Source organism: Gordonia sp. (in: high G+C Gram-positive bacteria) (genome assembly GCF_047600385.1).
In the GTDB taxonomy this organism is placed as follows: domain Bacteria; phylum Actinomycetota; class Actinomycetes; order Mycobacteriales; family Mycobacteriaceae; genus Gordonia.
Genome location: NZ_JASGKZ010000001.1, coordinates 1890199 through 1905734 on the forward strand (window position 1 = coordinate 1890199; position 15536 = coordinate 1905734).

The following is a 15536-nucleotide window of genomic DNA, read 5'->3' on the forward strand; positions in this document are numbered from 1 at the left end:
CCACTGGTCGAGCCCTCCCCGTTGGTCGAGCGGAGTCGAGACCACTTTCGTGAGGGTTCCCCGCGAGACCCTTCGACTCGGGCTCGTTCCTCGCCCGGCTCAGGGCGCGGAAGGGATGTCGTCGTCGGTTCGGTGCGGGCTCAGCAGCCGGCCCAGGCGTTCGATCCCGGTGCGCAGGTCGTCCTCGCCGGTGGCGTAGGACAGGCGCACGTACCGTTCGGCGTCGTCGTCGCCGAAATCCTTGCCCGGGGTGAGGGCGACGTGCGCCTCGGCGAGTGCGCGGTCGCAGAACTCGGTGGCGGTGAGGCCGGTGCCGGAGACGTCGATGTAGACGTAGAACGCGCCGTCGGGTTCGGTCGGGACCGGCAGGCCGATGCGGTTCAGGCCGTCGAGCACCAGCTTCCGGCGGCGCCGCAGGATCGCGCGGCGTTCCTCGGCCACCGCGAGGGTCTCCGGGGTGAAGCACTGCAGGGCCGCGATCTGGGCGGGGGTCGGCGGACAGATGTAGTAGTTCTGGGCGAGCCGCTCGGCCACCGGGATCATCTCGTCCGGGACCACCATCCAGCCCAGGCGCCAGCCGGTCATGCCGAAGTACTTGGAGAAGCTGTTGATCACGATCGCGCCGGGGTCGTCGGCGGCGATGCTCCTGGGCGGTCCGTCGGGTGCATCATCGGCGAGGGGGAGGTAGATCTCGTCGACGATCCGCCATCCGCCGCGGTCGGCGACGGCGGCGGTGAGGGCGAGCAGGTCCGGGTAGGCGAGGCCGGTGCCGGTCGGGTTGGCGGGCGAGGCGATCATGACGCCGCGCGTGCGGTCGGTCCAGGCGGCGGCGACGGTCTCGGCATCGAGCTGGAAACGCCGCTCCGGACCGGTGGGGAGGAGCCGGACCCGCGCACCGAAGCTCTCGGCGAAACGGCGGTTGCACGGGTACGACGGGTCGGCGACGAGCACCTCGTCACCCGGATCGATCAGGGCGGCGCAGGCCAGGAGCAGGGCGGCGGACGCGCCGGTGGTCACGACGACGCGCTCGGGCCGGATCGGGGCGCCGAGACGGTCGTCGCTGAACCGCGCGATCGCCTCCCGGAGCTCGGGGGTCCCGAGCCCACCGGTGTAGGGGAGCGGGCGGCCGTCGCTGATCCGCCGGATCTCGTCGAGGAAGGCCGAGGGCGCCCCGAAGTCGGGTTCGCCGAGGTTCATCTTCACCACGTGGTGGCCCCGCGCTTCGAGTTCGGCGGCGCGTCGTCCGTATTCCATCGCGTAGAACGGGGTCACGGCCTGCGCACGCTGGGAGAACTGCATGCCTGCGATCTTAGGAGCCCGGGGTGCGGCGGGACCCTCCGGCTCGGTCGACTCGCGGCGCTCGCCGACCGGCCCGGGGGACGTACGGAAGCGGTGTCAGTCGGGGATCCAGTTGAACTCGTCGGGGTCGGGTCCGCGGCGGCGACCGGCGTCGAGGGCGTCGATGCGCGCCGTCTGATCATCGTTCAGTGTGAAGTCGAAGAGGGCGAAGTTCTCGCGCATGCGCGCCGGATCCGCGCTCTTCGGGAAGACGACGTCACCGCGCTGGAGGTGCCAGCGGAGCACCACCTGGGCGACGCTGCGCCCGGTCTCCGCGGCGAGCGCCAGGAGCACCGGGTCGTCGAGCACGTCGCCCTGGGCGATCGGCGACCAGGCCTCGGTGACGATGCCGTGCTCGCGGCCGAACGCGCGCAGCGGACCCTGCTGCAGGTAGGGGTGGACCTCGATCTGGTTGACGGCCGGGACGACGTCGGTCTCGTCGAGGAGACGCCGGAGGTGCGGGATCTGGAAGTTGGAGACGCCGATCGCCCGGGTCAGGCCCTGCTCGGTGAACTCCTGCATGGTGCGCCAGGTCTGGACGAAATCGCCGACCGCGGGCATCGGCCAGTGGATCAGGTACAGGTCCATCGGTCCGCCGAGGGCGTCGACCGAGCGCTCGGTGGCTTCCCTGGCGGCGGCGGGATCGTGCGCAGCGTTGCTGAGTTTGCTGGTCACGAAGATCTCGTCGCGGGGGATCCCGGACTCGGCGACGGCCTTTCCGACCTGGGCCTCGTTGCCGTACATCTGAGCGGTGTCGATGTGGCGGTAGCCGGCTTCCAACGCCTGGGACACCGCGGCCGCGGTGTCCTCGGGCTTGATCTGGAAGACCCCGAAGCCGAGCTGCGGGATGGCGACGTCGCCGTCGAGGACGATCTGGGGAACTGTGGTCATGGTTCCCCTCAGCGCGTCGAGGCGCCCGGATATTCCCGGGGGCGTTCGGGGCGGCGGGGCACCCTGAGGTGCGGGGACCGGCATGGGGAAGGACCCTGATGTTCACCCCGGGATCGGTTCTCCGGTGATGACGCGCGGGTCCCGGTAGGGCACGGTGGAGGCATGACTACTCCGACCACCGGTTCCACCGGCACCTCGTTCTGGAAGATCCTGGCCATCGTCATCGGCGTGCTGATCGTCGTCTCGATCGGATGGTCGCTGGTCAAGGCGGTGGCCTGGATCGTCGTCGTCGGTCTGGTGATCGTCGGCGCGTTCACCGTCTTCAAGGCGCTCACGAAGAGTTGACCGCCGGCCGGGGCCGTCCTACGGGTGCAGGACGTACTTGCCGCGCGGGTGCGGGCCGCTGATCGCGACCAGCGCGTCCGCGGCCCGCTCCAGCGGGAACTCCCCGGCGATCTCGACGACGATCCGGCCCGCCGCCGCGTCGGCCAGCAGCCCGGGCACCGCCTCGCGGCGGTGCCGCCGGGACTCCTCGGTGCCGCCGCCGACCACGACGATCCCGTCGTCGGTCCGGCCCCACGCGGCGATGCCGACGATCCGCTCCGCGGGCACCAGCGCCAGCGAGACGTCGATCGCCTGATCGGTGCCGACGGTGTCGGCCACCGCGGTGACCGGGGTCGGGGCCGCCGCCCGGACGGCCGCCTCCAGATCGCCCCGGTAGGAGACGGGGACGGCGCCGAGCGCGCGCAGGTGGTCGTGGTTGGCCGCCGAGGCGGTGGCGATCACCGTGGCCCCGGCGGCGACGGCCCGCGCGGTCACGATCGACCCGACCGCACCGGCCCCGCCGTGCACCAGGAGGGTGTCGTCGCCGGTCACGCCCAGCGTGGCGAGGACGTCCGCGGCGGTCACCCCGGCGAGCAGCAGGGCGGCCGCGGCGTCGTCGTCCAGTCCGGTCGGCTTGGCGTGGACGTTCGACGACGGTGCGATCACGTAGTCGGCGAAGGCGCCGCTCGCCGGGTACACCACCACCTCGTCGCCGACGGCGAATCCGGAGTCGGCGCCGGCCGCGGACACGACGCCGGCGGCCTCCCCGCCGAGCGGCAGCGGGAGCTTGTCTGGGTCGGCGCCGACCTGACCGCGCACCTGCTTCGCGTCGAACGGGTTCACCCCCGCGGAACGCACCCGCACCACCACCTGGTCGGCGTCGGGTTCGGGGACCGGCACGTCGATCACCTCCACCGAGTCGGTGGGCTCTCCGTACTGCGCTGCGACGATCTTCCGGGCCATGCTCTGCACAGTAGTCCGTCCGAATCGTCCGGAACGGTTTAGCGTGGAGGGGGACGTCTCGCACACTCGAAGGAGAACATCATGACGCTGGGCCTGGGTTTGATCGGATGGATCGTCATCGGCGGCCTCGCCGGCTGGATCGCGTCGAAGATCATGAAACGTGACGAGTCGATGGGAGTCCTGCTCAACATCGGCGCGGGCATCGCCGGTGGTCTCATCGGCGGGTTCATCCTCTACAAGCTGGGATTCGACGTGGCCGGAGGCGGCAAGATCTTCAGTTTCTTCACCGCGCTCGGCGGTGCGTGTCTCCTGCTGTGGATCATCGGCATGATCAAGAAGCCGAAGTCCTGAGACCGGCGTCGACCGCGCTGTGACCGAACGGATTCTGGACCGCCTCCGCAGCGCGGTCGGCGCACCGCACGTGCTGACCGACCCGTCGACGACGGCGGGTTTCCTCACCGACTGGACAGGTCGCTGGACCGGTCGGGCGCTCGCGGTGGTGCGGCCGGGCAGCACCGCCGAGACCGCCGCGACGGTACGGGTGTGCGCCGACGAGGGCATCGCGCTCTGCCCGCAGGGCGGCAACACGGGACTGGTCGGGGGTTCCGTGCCGCCCGGCGACGTGCCCGCGGTGGTCCTCTCCACCGTCCGGCTCGACCGGATCGACGTCGACGCGCCCGGCCGCCTGGCCGGTGTCGGCGCCGGGACGACCCTGGCCGACCTGCAGCGCGCCGCCGCGGACGCCGGACTCGCGTTCGGGGTGGACCTGGCCGCGCGGGACACCGCGACCGTCGGCGGCATGGTCGCCACCAACGCCGGCGGCATCCACTACGTGCGGCACGGCTCGATGCGGGCCCAACTGCTCGGGATCGAGGCGGTGCTCGCCTCCGGGGAGGTGCTGCGGCGCTGGCACCCGTTGCGCAAGGACAACGTCGGCTACGACCTGCCCGGTCTCCTCGCCGGCAGCGAGGGCACGCTCGCGGTGATCACCGGGGTCCTGGTGCGGCTGGTCGCCGCACCGCGTCGTACCGCGACGGCGGTGGCCGCGGTCGAGCATCCCGGTGCGGCGCTCGACGTGGTCGGCGCCGTGGAGTCGTCCGGACTCACGGTGCGGGCCGCGGAACTGATGACGCGGCGCGGCATGGACCTGATCGCGTCGTACGGGCATCGTCGTCCGTTCGCCGACACCCCGCCGTACGCGCTGCTGATCGAGACGGAGTCGTCCGGACTCGACCTGGCCGACGCGCTGGACGGGGCGGGCGTCGGCGACGCCGTGCTCGACGAGGGCGCGGCCGGCGACCTGTGGGCGGTGCGTGAGGCGCACACCGAGTGCATCGCCCGCGACAGCACCGCCCCGGTGTGCAAGCTCGACGTCTCGATGCCGCTGCCGCGGCTCGGCGCGCTGATCGACGCCGTCGACCCCCTGGCCGCGGAGTTCGGGGCGCGGCACATCCCGTTCGGGCACCTGGCCGACGGCAATCTGCACGTGAACCTGCTCGACGTCGAGCCGGCCCGCGCCGAGGAGCTGACCGACCGGGTGCTGCACATCGTCGCAGGTCTCGGAGGCGGCATCAGCGCCGAGCACGGGGTCGGGCGGGCGAAGGTGCCGTGGCTGGGGCTCTCGCGGTCGGCGACGGACCTGGCCGCCATGCGCGCGGTGAAGGACGCCCTGGACCCGGCGGGCCTGATGAATCCCGGGGTGCTCTTCGGCTGAGTCCGGCCGGGGAGGCCTGCGGAGTGACCTGGGTTACTCTGGGGTCGGATCGTTCAGGACCCACGGGAGGCACGACGATGGACAACGCTGCACTCGATCACGACGTCGTGATCGTCGGGGCCGGCTTCGGGGGCCTCGGTTCGGCGATCGAACTCAAGCGGCAGGGTCTGGAGAACATCGCGATCCTGGAACGCGAGGACGACCTCGGCGGCACCTGGTACGTCAACCACTATCCGGGGCTGGCCGTCGACATCGCCTCGGTCACCTACTCGTTCTCCTTCGAACCGAACCCGTACTGGTCGCGGCTCTTCGCGCCGGGACCGGAACTGAAGCGGTACGCCGACCACGTCGCCGACACCTACGACCTGCGCCGGCACATGGAGTTCGGGGTCCTCGTGGAACGGGCCGAATGGGACGACGACGCCCACCACTGGACGGTGCACACCGCCGACGGGCGGAGCCGCACCGCGCGCTATCTGGTCACCGCGACCGGATTCCTCTCCCAGCCGCACACCCCCGACTTCGAGGGCATGGACTCGTTCGCCGGGAAGATCCTGCACACCACCGCGTGGGAGGACGGCTACGACTTCACCGGCAAGCGTGTCGCGGTGATCGGCACCGGGGCGACGGCGGTGCAGCTGATCCCGGAGATCGCGCGCACGGCGACGGCGCTCACCGTGTTCCAGCGCACGCCGATCTGGGTGGTGCCCAAGATCGATTTCGCCATCCCGAAGCCGGTGCAGGACCTGTTCGCGGCGGTGCCGCTGACCCAGAAGGCCGCGCGCCTGGCCAACACCGCGATGCTCGAGGCGCTGATGGTGTTCGGCGTGCTGCACTTCAAACAGGCCAAACCCGGCAACAAGCTCGCCGCCCTGCTCGGCAAGGCGCATTTGCGCACCCAGGTCCGCGACGCGGGCACCCGGAAGAAGCTGACGCCGTCGTACGACTTCGGGTGCAAGCGCCCCACCTTCTCCAACGCCTACTTCCCGGTGTTCAATCAGCCGAACGTCACGCTGCAGACCTCGTCGATCACGCGGGTGGAACCGGACGGGATCCTCTGCGAGGACGGCCGCAAGACCGAGATCGACACCCTGGTGCTGGCGACGGGCTTCAACCTGTGGGACACCAACTTCCCGGCGTTCCAGATCGTCGGGCGCGAGGGGCGGGACCTCGGCGCGTGGTGGCGGGAGGGACGTTTCCAGGCGTACGAGGGCGTCGCGGTGCCGAAGATGCCGAACTTCCTGAGCCTGAACAGCCCCTACTCGTACAGCGGGCTGAGCTACTTCACCACCGTCGAGGGGCAGATGAAGCACATCGCGCGGCTCTTCGGCGAACTGCGCCGACGGGGCGCCGACACCTTCGAGGTGACCGAGGACGCCAACACGCGTTACCTCGACCGCGCCACCAGGGCGCTGGACTCGTCGGTGTTCTACGCGGGCGACTGCGCGTCGTCACGCAGCTACTACTTCAACCAGCACGGCGAGGCCACTCTGCTGCGCCCGGCGTCGACGCTGACGACGCTCCGGGAGATGGACAGCTTCCCGCTCGACGACTACACGTACGCCTGACTCCGGTTCGGGGCGCGGCGGGGCTTCGACACGTTCTCGTCACTGCGTTCCTCGACCGGCTCAGCCGGCGGGGGCCTCGTCACTGCGTTCTGCACGCGGCTCAGCCGGCGGGAGCCTCGTCACTGCGTTCCGCACGCGGCTCAGTCGGCGGCGGGGCCTCGTGTCACCGTTCGTCGGGCCGGTCGACGACGACGCCCTCGATCTCGCGCGGCGCCGCGTCCGGCACCCCGCCGTCGCCGACCGGGACCGTCGGCGCCGACGGGCGGTGCAGTCGCTCGTAGGCGGCGTTCTCCGCGGAGAGCCGCACCACCTTCACCTTGTCGGCGAGCGCCGGGTCGAGTCCGTTGTTGCGCAGCAGGTGCCTGCGGTAGACGTCCTTCAGCGCGATCTGGAAGTAGATCAGCGGGATCGCCAGCAGCAGGGTCATGCCGATGCGAACCCACCAGGGGGCGGGGATGAAGCAGAGACCCACCATGATCGGGACGAACGGCACGAAGCCGCGCAGCATGTAGCGCCGCACGTTGCCCGGGCCGGTGATGTCGCGGGTCACCCAGGCGCGCATCGAGTCGGGGAGCGGGCGGCCCAGGAGGTAACCGAGCCGGTGCAGCGGACCGGGGCGGGGCCCGTCGGCGGGCGATGCGAGGTCGGACGATGCGAGGTCGGGCGATGCGAGGGCCGGCGATGCGGCGTCGTCGTGCGCGGTCATGACGCCGCCTCCCACAGCTCCGGGCCGTTGTTGGACACCCGGTTCACCAGCGGCACCACCTCGCGGATCTCGATGGCGTCGACGAGGACGCCGTCCGGCGGGGTCAGCAGCCCGGGATCCACCGGCCGATCCGGATCGAGCCAGTCCTGCCAGTGCTCGGCGGGCATGATGAGCGGCATGCGGTCGTGGATCGCAGCGAGTCCGCCCACCGCGTCGGTGGTGAGGATCGCGGCCGAGGAGATCCAGGCGGAGTCGTCGCCCGCGGCGGGGCGCCAGGCCGACCACAGTCCGGCCGCATACAGCCGCGAACCGTCCTTCGGGGACATGTAGTAGGGGATCTTGGCGGGTTTCGACGGGGTGCCGGCCTCGGGGTCGCGGCGCCACTCGTACCAGCCGTCCATCGGGACCAGGCAGCGCTTGTTCCTGGCCGACGCCCGGAACGCGGGCTTCTCGGCGGCGGTCTCGGCGCGGGCGTTGAACAGCAGCGGTCCCCGGTCGGGATCGGTGGACCACGGCGGGATCAGACCCCAGCGCACGGCCCGGACGCGGCGGGCGAGGGGGAGGGCGGGGTCACCGTCGTCGTGCCGGTCGACGACGACCATCACCGTCGTGCTGGGCGCCACGTTGTAATTCGGTCCGAGGGCGACGGATTCGGGGACCTCGTCGCGGGCTCCGATCTCGGCGGCGAGCGTCGCCGGATCCGTCGTCACCGCATATCGTCCGCACATGCTTCGATTCTCGCACGATACGGCCGGAACAGATCGCCCGGCCGCGGTGTTGCAGAAGGCGTCATACTCGTCGACGGCAAGGACGGAACCCTCGTGACCGCAGCCCCCGGAACCACCGCTGAGCAGCCACTGCGTGACTCGCTATGCTTGGTGGAGCATATCCGCGCCGATGGCGGGAGCACCTCGACGGAGCTCGACGACACCACCGCGCACCGGCCGGATTCTCACGAAGGGACCACGGTGCCGACAGCCGATTCACCGCCCGAGGCGGTCCCGGAGCCCGCTCCTGAGGAGACTCCGGAACAGGAGACCCCGGAACAGTTGACCGAGCGCTTCGAGCGCGACGCGCTGCCCCTGCTCGACCAGCTCTACGGCGGTGCGCTGCGCATGACGCGCAACCCCGCCGACGCCGAGGACCTGGTGCAGGAGACCTACGTCAAGGCCTTCACGGCGTTCTCCTCGTTCAAGGAGGGCACCAACCTCAAGGCCTGGATGTACCGCATCCTGACCAACACGTACATCAACTCGTACCGGAAGAAGCAGCGGCAGCCCGCGCAGTATCCGACCGACGAGATCACCGACTGGCAGCTCGCCGCGAGCGCCGAGCACACCTCGTCCGGGCTGCGTTCGGCGGAGGTGGAGGCGCTCGACGCCCTGCCCGACAGCGAGATCAAGGACGCGCTCAGCAAGCTGCCCGAGGATCGCCGGATGGCGGTGTACTACGCCGACGTCGAGGGACTTCCGTACAAGGAGATCGCCGAGATCATGGACACTCCCATCGGCACGGTGATGTCGCGCCTGCACCGCGGCCGTCGGCAACTGCGGGAACTGCTCGCCGACGTGGCCCGCGACCGCGGCATCGGCCGCGGCGCCGCCGAGACGGCGTCGAAGACGACGGGGGCGGCGCGATGAGCGAGACGGCCGACGATCGCGGGACCTTCGAGGAACTCGACTGTTCGGCGGTGCTCGCCGACATCTTCCTGCTGCTCGACGACGAGTGCGACGTCGGCGCCGCCGACCGGCTGCGAGGACACCTGGAGACCTGCGCGTCGTGCCTGGAGCACTACTCGGTGCAGCGGGAGCTCAAGGCGCTGCTGGCCCGCAAGTGCTGCGAAGAGGCGCCGCAGGGCCTGCGCGAACGGCTCCGCGTGGAGATCCGGCGCACCGTCGTCGTGCGGCAGACCGCCTACCGGGTCGAACCCGACTGACCGGCCCCGGCCGGAGACACCGCGGACGACGAAGGCCCGGCCCCGATTCGATCGGGGCCGGGCCTTCGTGCGTTCTCGCGGGAAGAACTCAGGCGTTGGGGCGCTTGCCGTGGTTCGCCTTGTTCTTCTTCCGTGCGCGCTTCTTGCGTCCGCGCTTACCCATGACGGACCTCCTTGTTGTCTAGGCAAAAGTTCATCGACCATTCTCGCATGCGCCTGCAGATCGGCGTTAATCGCGGTGCCATACGATGAGCCCATGACCTCTCCTCGCGCGGCCCGCGGAGCCTGAGCGCATGGCGACCCTTCACGACCTGCTGGCCGAGCACACCGACCTGTCGGACGCCGCGGCGCAGCACCTGCAGCGGCTGGTGGCCGAGTGGCAGCTGCTCGCCGACCTCTCGTTCGCCGACTACGTGATGGCGGTCCGGGGCGAAGACGGACGGCTGGTCTACGTGGCGCAGGTGCGGCCGAACACCACCTCGACGCTGTTCCAGCACGACGAGGTGGGGCACGCGGTGGATTCGACCGCCACCCCCTACGGCGGGAACCCGCTGGTGGCGCGGGCGTACACCCGCGGATGCATCGAGCGCGACGACGTCCCGCGCCGCCACGGCGGCGTCCTGATCGAGCGGATCGCCGTCCCGGTCCGGTACGGCGACGAGGTGATCGCCGTGCTCGGTCTGGCCGGCGTCGTGACCGGGACGCTGCCGCCGTCGCCGCTGGAGTCGGCGTACCGCGATGCCGCGGGCGCGCTGCGTCAGATGGTGCTGGAGGGGACGTTCCCGCTCGACGAGGCCAACACGCTCGGGCTGTCGACCCCGCGGGCCGGTGACGGCTTCATCCGTCTCGACGGCGACGGCCGAGTGGTCTACGCCAGCCCGAACGCGGTGTCGGCGGTGCATCGCATGGGCTGGAAGGCCGAACTGGGGCACGCCCGCCTGGCCGACGCGTTCGCGGAACTGCTGACCGACCCGTTCGACGCGGCCGACGTCTCGACCATGCTGGACGCGGCCTGCATCGGCACCGAGGGCCGGTCGGGATCGGGGTCCCGGATCGGCGAGAACGGCCTGCCCACGGCCGACATGCCGCTCCGTATGGAACTGGACGCGAAACGGGCGAGCGTGCTGGTCCGCGTGGTGCCGCTGCGCAGCGGCGGGCAGACCCGCGGTGCGGTCCTGCTGATCCGCGACGTCACCGAGGTGAAGCGCCGCGATCTGGCGCTGATCAGCAAGGACGCCACCATCCGGGAGATCCATCACCGGGTGAAGAACAATCTGCAGAGCGTTTCGGCGCTGCTCCGCCTCCAGGCCCGGCGCTCGGGCAACCCGGAGACCATCACCGCGCTCACCGAAGCCGTGCGCCGGGTCTCGTCCATCGCGCTGGTGCACGAGATGCTGTCGGGCAGCGTCGACGAGGAGGTGGATCTGGATGCCGTCGTCGACCGCCTGATCCCGACCCTGGTCGACGTCGGTGCGCCCGGTCAGGGCTCGGAGTCGGTCTCCGTGCGGCGCGGCAGCCGCCTCGGCGTGCTGCCCGCGGACCTCGCGATGCCGCTGGTCCAGGTGCTCACCGAGGTGGTGCAGAACTCGATCGAGCACGGATTCGCCGAGGACCCCGGCGACACCGCTTCCCGGACGCGGCTGCGGGACGGGGCGCAGATCGTCGTCGACGGCGAGCGGGACCTGCGCGGACTCACCGTGCGTGTGACCGACAACGGCGCGGGGGTGCCGGCTGGATTCGATCTCGCGGCGTCGAACCGCCTCGGCCTGCAGATCGTGCGGACCCTGGTGAACAACGACCTGGGCGGCACCATCGACATCACCCCCGGCGACGACGGGGGCACCGTGGTGGAACTGCAGATCCCGCTGCACTGAGGTCGTCGTCCCCGGAAGACGTCGTCCCCTCGGGTGTCGTCTCCGTGGGGGCCCGGAACACGAAGAAGCCCGGCCGTGAAGAGAACGGCCGGGCTTCGAGTCCGGAGCGATCCGGACGGAGTGCGTGCTAGACGCTGCTGCGTGCGCGGGTGCGGGCGTTCCGGCGCTTGAGCGCGCGACGCTCGTCTTCGCTCATGCCGCCCCAGACGCCTGCGTCCTGGCCGGTCTCGAGCGCCCAGGTCAGGCATTCGGCGGTCACCGGGCAGCGCTGGCAGACCAGCTTGGCATCGGCGACCTGGGCGATGGCCGGACCGCTGGTCCCGACCGGGAAGAACAGTTCCGGATCCTCATCGCGACAGATGGCCTTGTGACGCCAGTCCATTTCACTATCTCCTTCGGGCATGACTCCAGGCGTGTCACGGGCATGACACGGTGGAGCTCGTGGGTACTTACGGGCTGTTAACAGCAGGTGCCTCGACCTAGCACACGCGCCCTGAGGGCATTGCAGGGGGCGGGAGTTTTGCTGTCTGTAACCGTTGTACTACTGTGTCGTCGACTTTGGCTAGGGGTATTTCCTGATTGCCGAATAGATCACAAGGGGTTGGCAAGTGTGGAAATTCGTGCCTACCGGCGGGTAACAGGCGGATGACGTACCAGGTCAGACGGCTTCCGGAGCCTTCTTCGCGGCGGCGACGTGCAGCACGTCGCGGCGGCAGCCGAACTCCATCTGCGCATGTTTCCCCAGGTAGTCGCCGTCCATCTGAACATCGGCCGGTTCAGATCCGGTGAACCGGACCCAGTCGACGTCGTCGCGGCGGAAGAGATGCGCGGCCTTCGGGTCGTCCGACCCGGTGAGGAGCTGGGATCCGAGCATGATGTTGCGGAGCACACCCACGCTGGTGGCGGCGAACACACCGAGTCCGTGGTCGAAGTCGGTGCCCGGATTGGTCGAGATCGGACGGGTGCCGAAGTAGGTCCACGGCCCGGTGTTGCTCACGAAACCGAAGCGCACGCCCTCGATCGGCTCGTGGTCGGGGACCGAGACGGTGAAGGCCGGCGGATTGACCGACGACGAGAAGAACGAGCTCACCGTGGTGAAGAAGTAGCGCTGCGCGGTGGCCTTCTTGCCGCGGCGACGCTTGTCCTCCATGCGGCGCACCACGATGGCGTCCATCCCCATGCCCGCGTTGAACAGGAACCAGCGGTTCAGGGTGTGGCCGAGACTGATCGGGCGGCGGCTGCCCTGATCGAGCAGGGCGATCAGCTGGGCGGTGGCGACGATCGGGTCGCGGTCGATGCCGAGCGCCCGGGCGAAGACGTTCGCGCTGCCGCCGGGGATCACGCCGAGCGCGGGGAGCCTCGCCGGATCGACGGAGTCGGGGCGGTCGGGCGCGCCGAGGATGCCGTTCACCACCTCGTTCACCGTGCCGTCGCCGCCGTGCACCACCACGGCGTCGTACCCCTGCGCCGCAGCCCGGGCGCCGAGTTCACCCGCGTGCCCGCGGTGGGTGGTGTGCTCCACGTCGACGTCGTACCGCGCACTGAGCGTGTTGGCCAACGTGTCCCGCCCGGCGGGGGTGGTGAAGGTGGCAAACGGATTGGTGACCAACATGACGCGCACGGATCCCGAGCTTACCGGGCAGTACCCGGTTCGGTTCCCGGACCCCGGCCCCATAGGCTGGGAGACGTGAGTGACCCAGCACCCGACTCGACCGCCCACGTCATCCCGCCGACCCTGCGGGGCGCCGGCGCTCTGGCCGCACTGGAAGGCCTGATCGGCCTGGGCATCGCGGTGTACCTGGTGATCCACGCGATGACCGGGTTCCGCGAGTCCTACATCAGCGGATACGGCACCGCGCTGTGGTTCACGCTGATCGGCGGCGGCGTGCTGGCCGGCGGCATCGCGCTCTACACGGGACGACGATGGGGTCGCGCGATCGTGGCGCTGGCCAACATCCTGCTGCTGCCCGTCGCGTGGTCGTTGCTCACCGACAGCGATCAGCCGCTGATCGGGGCGCCGCTCATGGTCGTCGTCCTGGTGACGCTCGGCCTCACGTTCGCGCCGCGGTCCATGCGGTATCTGGCGGGCGACGATCTCCCGCCGGACGCCTGAGCCGACCGGCATCGGCGACGCATTAGGCTGAGGCCCATGACGCGCACGCTCGCCATCGCCAATCAGAAGGGCGGGGTGGCCAAGACCACCTCGACCGCGTCCCTCGGCGCGGCCCTGGCCGACAAGGACGTCCGGGTCCTCGTCGTCGACCTGGATCCGCAGGGGTGCCTGACGTTCTCGCTGGGGCACGACCCCGACTCCCTCGACAAGTCGGTGCACGACGTCCTGCTGGGCGCCCAGGACATCGCCGACGTGCTGCTGGCCACCGAGGACGGCGTGACCCTGCTGCCGGCGACCATCGACCTGGCCGGCGCCGAGGCGCTGCTCCTGATGCGGCCGGGCCGCGAGTACGCGCTCAAGCGGGCGCTGGCCGAGGTCGCCGAGGACTTCGACGTGATCCTGATCGACTGCCCGCCGTCGCTCGGCGTGCTCACCCTCAACGGGCTCACCGCCGCCGACGAGGTGGTGGTGCCGCTGCAGTGCGAGACGCTCGCCCATCGCGGACTCGGACAGCTGCTGCGCACCGTCACCGAGGTGCAGCAGATCACGAATCCGGAGCTGAAGACGCTCGGCGCGGTGGCGACCCTGTTTGACGCCCGCACCACGCACAGTCGGGACGTGCTCTCCGACGTCGCCGACCGCTACGGGCTTCCGGTGCTGGACCCGCCGATCCCGCGCACCGTCCGGTTCGCCGAGGCCTCGGCGTCGGGAGCATCGGTGATGCGCGGCCGCAAGAACAAGGGCGCCACGGCCTACCGCGAACTCGCCGAGAACCTGTGGAACCACTGGAAGGGCGAGCCGCTGCGGACCTTCGAGTTGACGGTGGTCTGACGCCCCGCGTGCGGCTCAGCCGACCCGCGGCGGCCCGAGCACCACGATCTCGTCGCCGCGCTGCTCGACCACGTACGGGCCCAGCGTCCGCAGGGAGACCATGCCGGTGTATCCGCCGCGGTCGACGGGGATCCGCCGCAGTTCATGACCGGTCGCCGGATCGCGGACGCTGATCGCGCCGACGACCGGGATCAGGAGCGCGCTCGCCACCTCTCCCGGGCCGATGGTGTCGGTGATCTGCACCGTCGGGGAACCGGTCACCGCATCCAGGACCACCGTCGACTTCCCGGTCCAGTAGGTGGTCAGGTTGCTGCTGGTGAGCGGTCGGCTGCCCGCGGGCGCCCCGACGTCACCGGCCACCGTGTGCACGGAACTCTGCTGCGCGCCGGTGTCGAAGATCCGGATGGTCGGCTCCCTGCGCGACGAGCCGGGGTCGGCCCCGCCGTCGTACACGGCGACGGTGGAGCCGGTGGTCGAGACGACGACGGGCGCCGGCCCGGTGGTGGACTCGGTGATCAGCTTCGAGCCCCATTCGCGGATCTTCTCGTCGTTGTCGAGCGTGGCCGAGAACACCGAGAGCCGGTAGCCGGCGTCGCGGGCGCAGCGTTCGATCACCGCGACCCGGTCGCCGCCGGACGCCGCGGAGAACAGCACGCAGGCGGAGCGCGTCGGAGCGACACCCGGGTTGACCGGTGCGTCCACCCGGCCGTACTCGATGCCGCGGACCAGGTTGGTGCCCCAGGTCTCCAGCCGGGTTTCTCCGGCGGCCAGTGCGAACGTGCGGTCGTAGGAGAGGGTGATCTCGGCATCCGCGTCGCCGGTCCGGTTGGCCCGGCGCCGGCCGGTGTCGGCGTCCAGCGCGGTCACGTCGCTGCAGCCGCGGCCGGTCCGATACACCGCCAGGGCGCTGTTCTCGCCGCCGGGCCAGGCCGCGACCGCCGCGCACAGCGGCAGATCGCGGCGGTAATGCCACAGTTCCGCACCGGTCTCCGGATCGAGTCCGCGCACCGTCCCGCCGTCACCGGTCATGATCGTCGCGCGACCGACGGACGGCACCTCGGTGGCCGGTGACGGCGCCCGCCAGAGCTCGACGAAAGCGTCGGGAAGGCTTTCGGTGGGCAGCGGCGCCTCCGGGTCGGAGGAGGCCGTGGACAGGTCGGTGTTGCGGGCCGGGCTGGTCAGCCACAGCACCAGGGCGACGATCAGCACGGCCACGACGACGACCGCCGTGATCACCAGATCGAGGCGGGTACGGCGTTCCGGAGCGATACGGGCCAC

Annotated in this window: 18 protein-coding genes; 9 read left to right on the forward strand and 9 right to left on the reverse strand. The window is 70.7% G+C overall.

Annotated features, from left to right (window positions below; all coding sequences use genetic code 11):
* Positions 1–99: 99 nt before the first annotated feature.
* Together QM809_RS08355 and QM809_RS08360 are read right to left on the reverse strand one after the other, a co-directional pair.
* Positions 100–1299, reverse strand: a complete 1200-nt coding sequence (locus QM809_RS08355; protein ID WP_415045326.1) for an aminotransferase class I/II-fold pyridoxal phosphate-dependent enzyme — start codon at positions 1297–1299, stop codon at positions 100–102.
* 96 nt (positions 1300–1395) lie between these two features.
* A complete protein-coding gene (locus QM809_RS08360) occupies positions 1396–2229 on the reverse strand; it encodes an aldo/keto reductase (RefSeq protein ID WP_415045327.1) in 834 nt (277 codons plus the stop codon).
* Positions 2230–2391: 162 nt separating this feature from the next.
* Between QM809_RS08360 and QM809_RS08365 the strand changes: the two genes are divergently transcribed.
* A complete protein-coding gene (locus QM809_RS08365; RefSeq protein WP_415045328.1) occupies positions 2392–2574 on the forward strand; it encodes a hypothetical protein in 183 nt (60 codons plus the stop codon).
* A gap of 18 nt (positions 2575–2592) precedes the next feature.
* Here QM809_RS08365 and QM809_RS08370 read toward each other — a convergent pair whose 3' ends face one another.
* Positions 2593–3516 carry an alcohol dehydrogenase catalytic domain-containing protein gene (locus tag QM809_RS08370; RefSeq protein WP_415045329.1) on the reverse strand — a complete coding sequence of 308 codons (924 nt, stop codon included), beginning with the start codon at positions 3514–3516 and terminating at the stop codon, positions 2593–2595.
* An 81-nt stretch (positions 3517–3597) separates the two neighbouring features.
* On the opposite strand from QM809_RS08370, the gene QM809_RS08375 reads away from it, so the two are divergent.
* From QM809_RS08375 to QM809_RS08385, 3 genes are all read left to right on the forward strand, one after another.
* Complete coding sequence (locus QM809_RS08375; protein WP_415045330.1) at positions 3598–3867, forward strand: GlsB/YeaQ/YmgE family stress response membrane protein; 270 nt, start codon at positions 3598–3600, stop codon at positions 3865–3867.
* Positions 3868–3886: 19 nt separating this feature from the next.
* Positions 3887–5230: an FAD-binding oxidoreductase gene (locus tag QM809_RS08380; protein ID WP_415045331.1), complete on the forward strand. Its 1344-nt coding sequence runs from the start codon at positions 3887–3889 to the stop codon at positions 5228–5230.
* Positions 5231–5307: 77 nt separating this feature from the next.
* A complete protein-coding gene (locus tag QM809_RS08385; RefSeq protein ID WP_415045332.1) occupies positions 5308–6798 on the forward strand; it encodes a flavin-containing monooxygenase in 1491 nt (496 codons plus the stop codon).
* 163 nt (positions 6799–6961) lie between these two features.
* On the opposite strand, the gene QM809_RS08390 is transcribed toward QM809_RS08385, so the two are convergent.
* Both QM809_RS08390 and QM809_RS08395 read right to left on the reverse strand, forming a co-directional pair.
* Positions 6962–7504: a DUF5313 family protein gene (locus tag QM809_RS08390; protein WP_415045333.1), complete on the reverse strand. Its 543-nt coding sequence runs from the start codon at positions 7502–7504 to the stop codon at positions 6962–6964.
* On the reverse strand, positions 7501–8232 hold the full coding sequence (locus QM809_RS08395; RefSeq protein WP_415045334.1) for an SOS response-associated peptidase: 732 nt from the start codon (positions 8230–8232) through the stop codon (positions 7501–7503). The genes QM809_RS08390 and QM809_RS08395 overlap by 4 nt, the downstream gene beginning before the upstream one ends.
* Positions 8233–8391: 159 nt before the next feature.
* On the opposite strand from QM809_RS08395, the gene QM809_RS08400 reads away from it, so the two are divergent.
* Both QM809_RS08400 and rsrA read left to right on the forward strand, forming a co-directional pair.
* Positions 8392–9144, forward strand: coding sequence for a sigma-70 family RNA polymerase sigma factor (locus QM809_RS08400; RefSeq protein WP_415047039.1), 753 nt, complete (start codon positions 8392–8394; stop codon positions 9142–9144).
* Positions 9141–9440 carry a mycothiol system anti-sigma-R factor gene (gene rsrA, locus QM809_RS08405; RefSeq protein WP_415045335.1) on the forward strand — a complete coding sequence of 100 codons (300 nt, stop codon included), beginning with the start codon at positions 9141–9143 and terminating at the stop codon, positions 9438–9440. The genes QM809_RS08400 and rsrA overlap by 4 nt, the downstream gene beginning before the upstream one ends.
* An 88-nt stretch (positions 9441–9528) precedes the next feature.
* Here rsrA and QM809_RS08410 read toward each other — a convergent pair whose 3' ends face one another.
* Positions 9529–9603 (reverse strand): 50S ribosomal protein bL37, encoded by a 75-nt coding sequence (locus tag QM809_RS08410; RefSeq protein ID WP_407646286.1) that lies wholly within the window; start codon positions 9601–9603, stop codon positions 9529–9531.
* Between the two features lie 130 nt (positions 9604–9733).
* On the opposite strand from QM809_RS08410, the gene QM809_RS08415 reads away from it, so the two are divergent.
* The gene (locus QM809_RS08415) at positions 9734–11314 is read left to right on the forward strand and encodes a sensor histidine kinase (RefSeq protein ID WP_415045336.1); all 1581 of its coding nucleotides are present in this window, start codon (positions 9734–9736) and stop codon (positions 11312–11314) included.
* Positions 11315–11441: 127 nt separating this feature from the next.
* On the opposite strand, the gene QM809_RS08420 is transcribed toward QM809_RS08415, so the two are convergent.
* Positions 11442–11696, reverse strand: a complete 255-nt coding sequence (locus tag QM809_RS08420) for a WhiB family transcriptional regulator (protein ID WP_105943145.1) — start codon at positions 11694–11696, stop codon at positions 11442–11444.
* 276 nt (positions 11697–11972) lie between these two features.
* Positions 11973–12935 carry a diacylglycerol/lipid kinase family protein gene (locus QM809_RS08425; protein ID WP_415045337.1) on the reverse strand — a complete coding sequence of 321 codons (963 nt, stop codon included), beginning with the start codon at positions 12933–12935 and terminating at the stop codon, positions 11973–11975.
* 66 nt (positions 12936–13001) lie between these two features.
* Here QM809_RS08425 and QM809_RS08430 point away from each other — a divergent pair, with 66 nt between their 5' ends.
* The gene (locus QM809_RS08430; protein ID WP_415045338.1) at positions 13002–13427 is read left to right on the forward strand and encodes a hypothetical protein; all 426 of its coding nucleotides are present in this window, start codon (positions 13002–13004) and stop codon (positions 13425–13427) included.
* Positions 13428–13463: 36 nt separating this feature from the next.
* Positions 13464–14258, forward strand: coding sequence for a ParA family protein (locus QM809_RS08435; RefSeq protein WP_415045339.1), 795 nt, complete (start codon positions 13464–13466; stop codon positions 14256–14258).
* 15 nt (positions 14259–14273) lie between these two features.
* Here the strand turns inward: QM809_RS08435 and QM809_RS08440 are convergent, their stop codons facing one another.
* Positions 14274–15536, reverse strand: a complete 1263-nt coding sequence (locus QM809_RS08440) for a hypothetical protein (RefSeq protein ID WP_415045340.1) — start codon at positions 15534–15536, stop codon at positions 14274–14276.

Coding starts and splice junctions, on each gene's coding strand:
- QM809_RS08420 (WP_105943145.1), bottom strand. CDS start 11,696: ATGGACTGGCGTCACAAGGCCATCTGTCGCGATGAGGATCCGGAACTG.
- rsrA (WP_415045335.1), top strand. CDS start 9,141: ATGAGCGAGACGGCCGACGATCGCGGGACCTTCGAGGAACTCGACTGT.
- QM809_RS08355 (WP_415045326.1), bottom strand. CDS start 1,299: ATGCAGTTCTCCCAGCGTGCGCAGGCCGTGACCCCGTTCTACGCGATG.
- QM809_RS08360 (WP_415045327.1), bottom strand. CDS start 2,229: ATGACCACAGTTCCCCAGATCGTCCTCGACGGCGACGTCGCCATCCCG.
- QM809_RS08390 (WP_415045333.1), bottom strand. CDS start 7,504: ATGACCGCGCACGACGACGCCGCATCGCCGGCCCTCGCATCGCCCGAC.
- QM809_RS08415 (WP_415045336.1), top strand. CDS start 9,734: ATGGCGACCCTTCACGACCTGCTGGCCGAGCACACCGACCTGTCGGAC.
- QM809_RS08385 (WP_415045332.1), top strand. CDS start 5,308: ATGGACAACGCTGCACTCGATCACGACGTCGTGATCGTCGGGGCCGGC.
- QM809_RS08395 (WP_415045334.1), bottom strand. CDS start 8,232: ATGTGCGGACGATATGCGGTGACGACGGATCCGGCGACGCTCGCCGCC.
- QM809_RS08375 (WP_415045330.1), top strand. CDS start 3,598: ATGACGCTGGGCCTGGGTTTGATCGGATGGATCGTCATCGGCGGCCTC.
- QM809_RS08365 (WP_415045328.1), top strand. CDS start 2,392: ATGACTACTCCGACCACCGGTTCCACCGGCACCTCGTTCTGGAAGATC.
- QM809_RS08435 (WP_415045339.1), top strand. CDS start 13,464: ATGACGCGCACGCTCGCCATCGCCAATCAGAAGGGCGGGGTGGCCAAG.
- QM809_RS08370 (WP_415045329.1), bottom strand. CDS start 3,516: ATGGCCCGGAAGATCGTCGCAGCGCAGTACGGAGAGCCCACCGACTCG.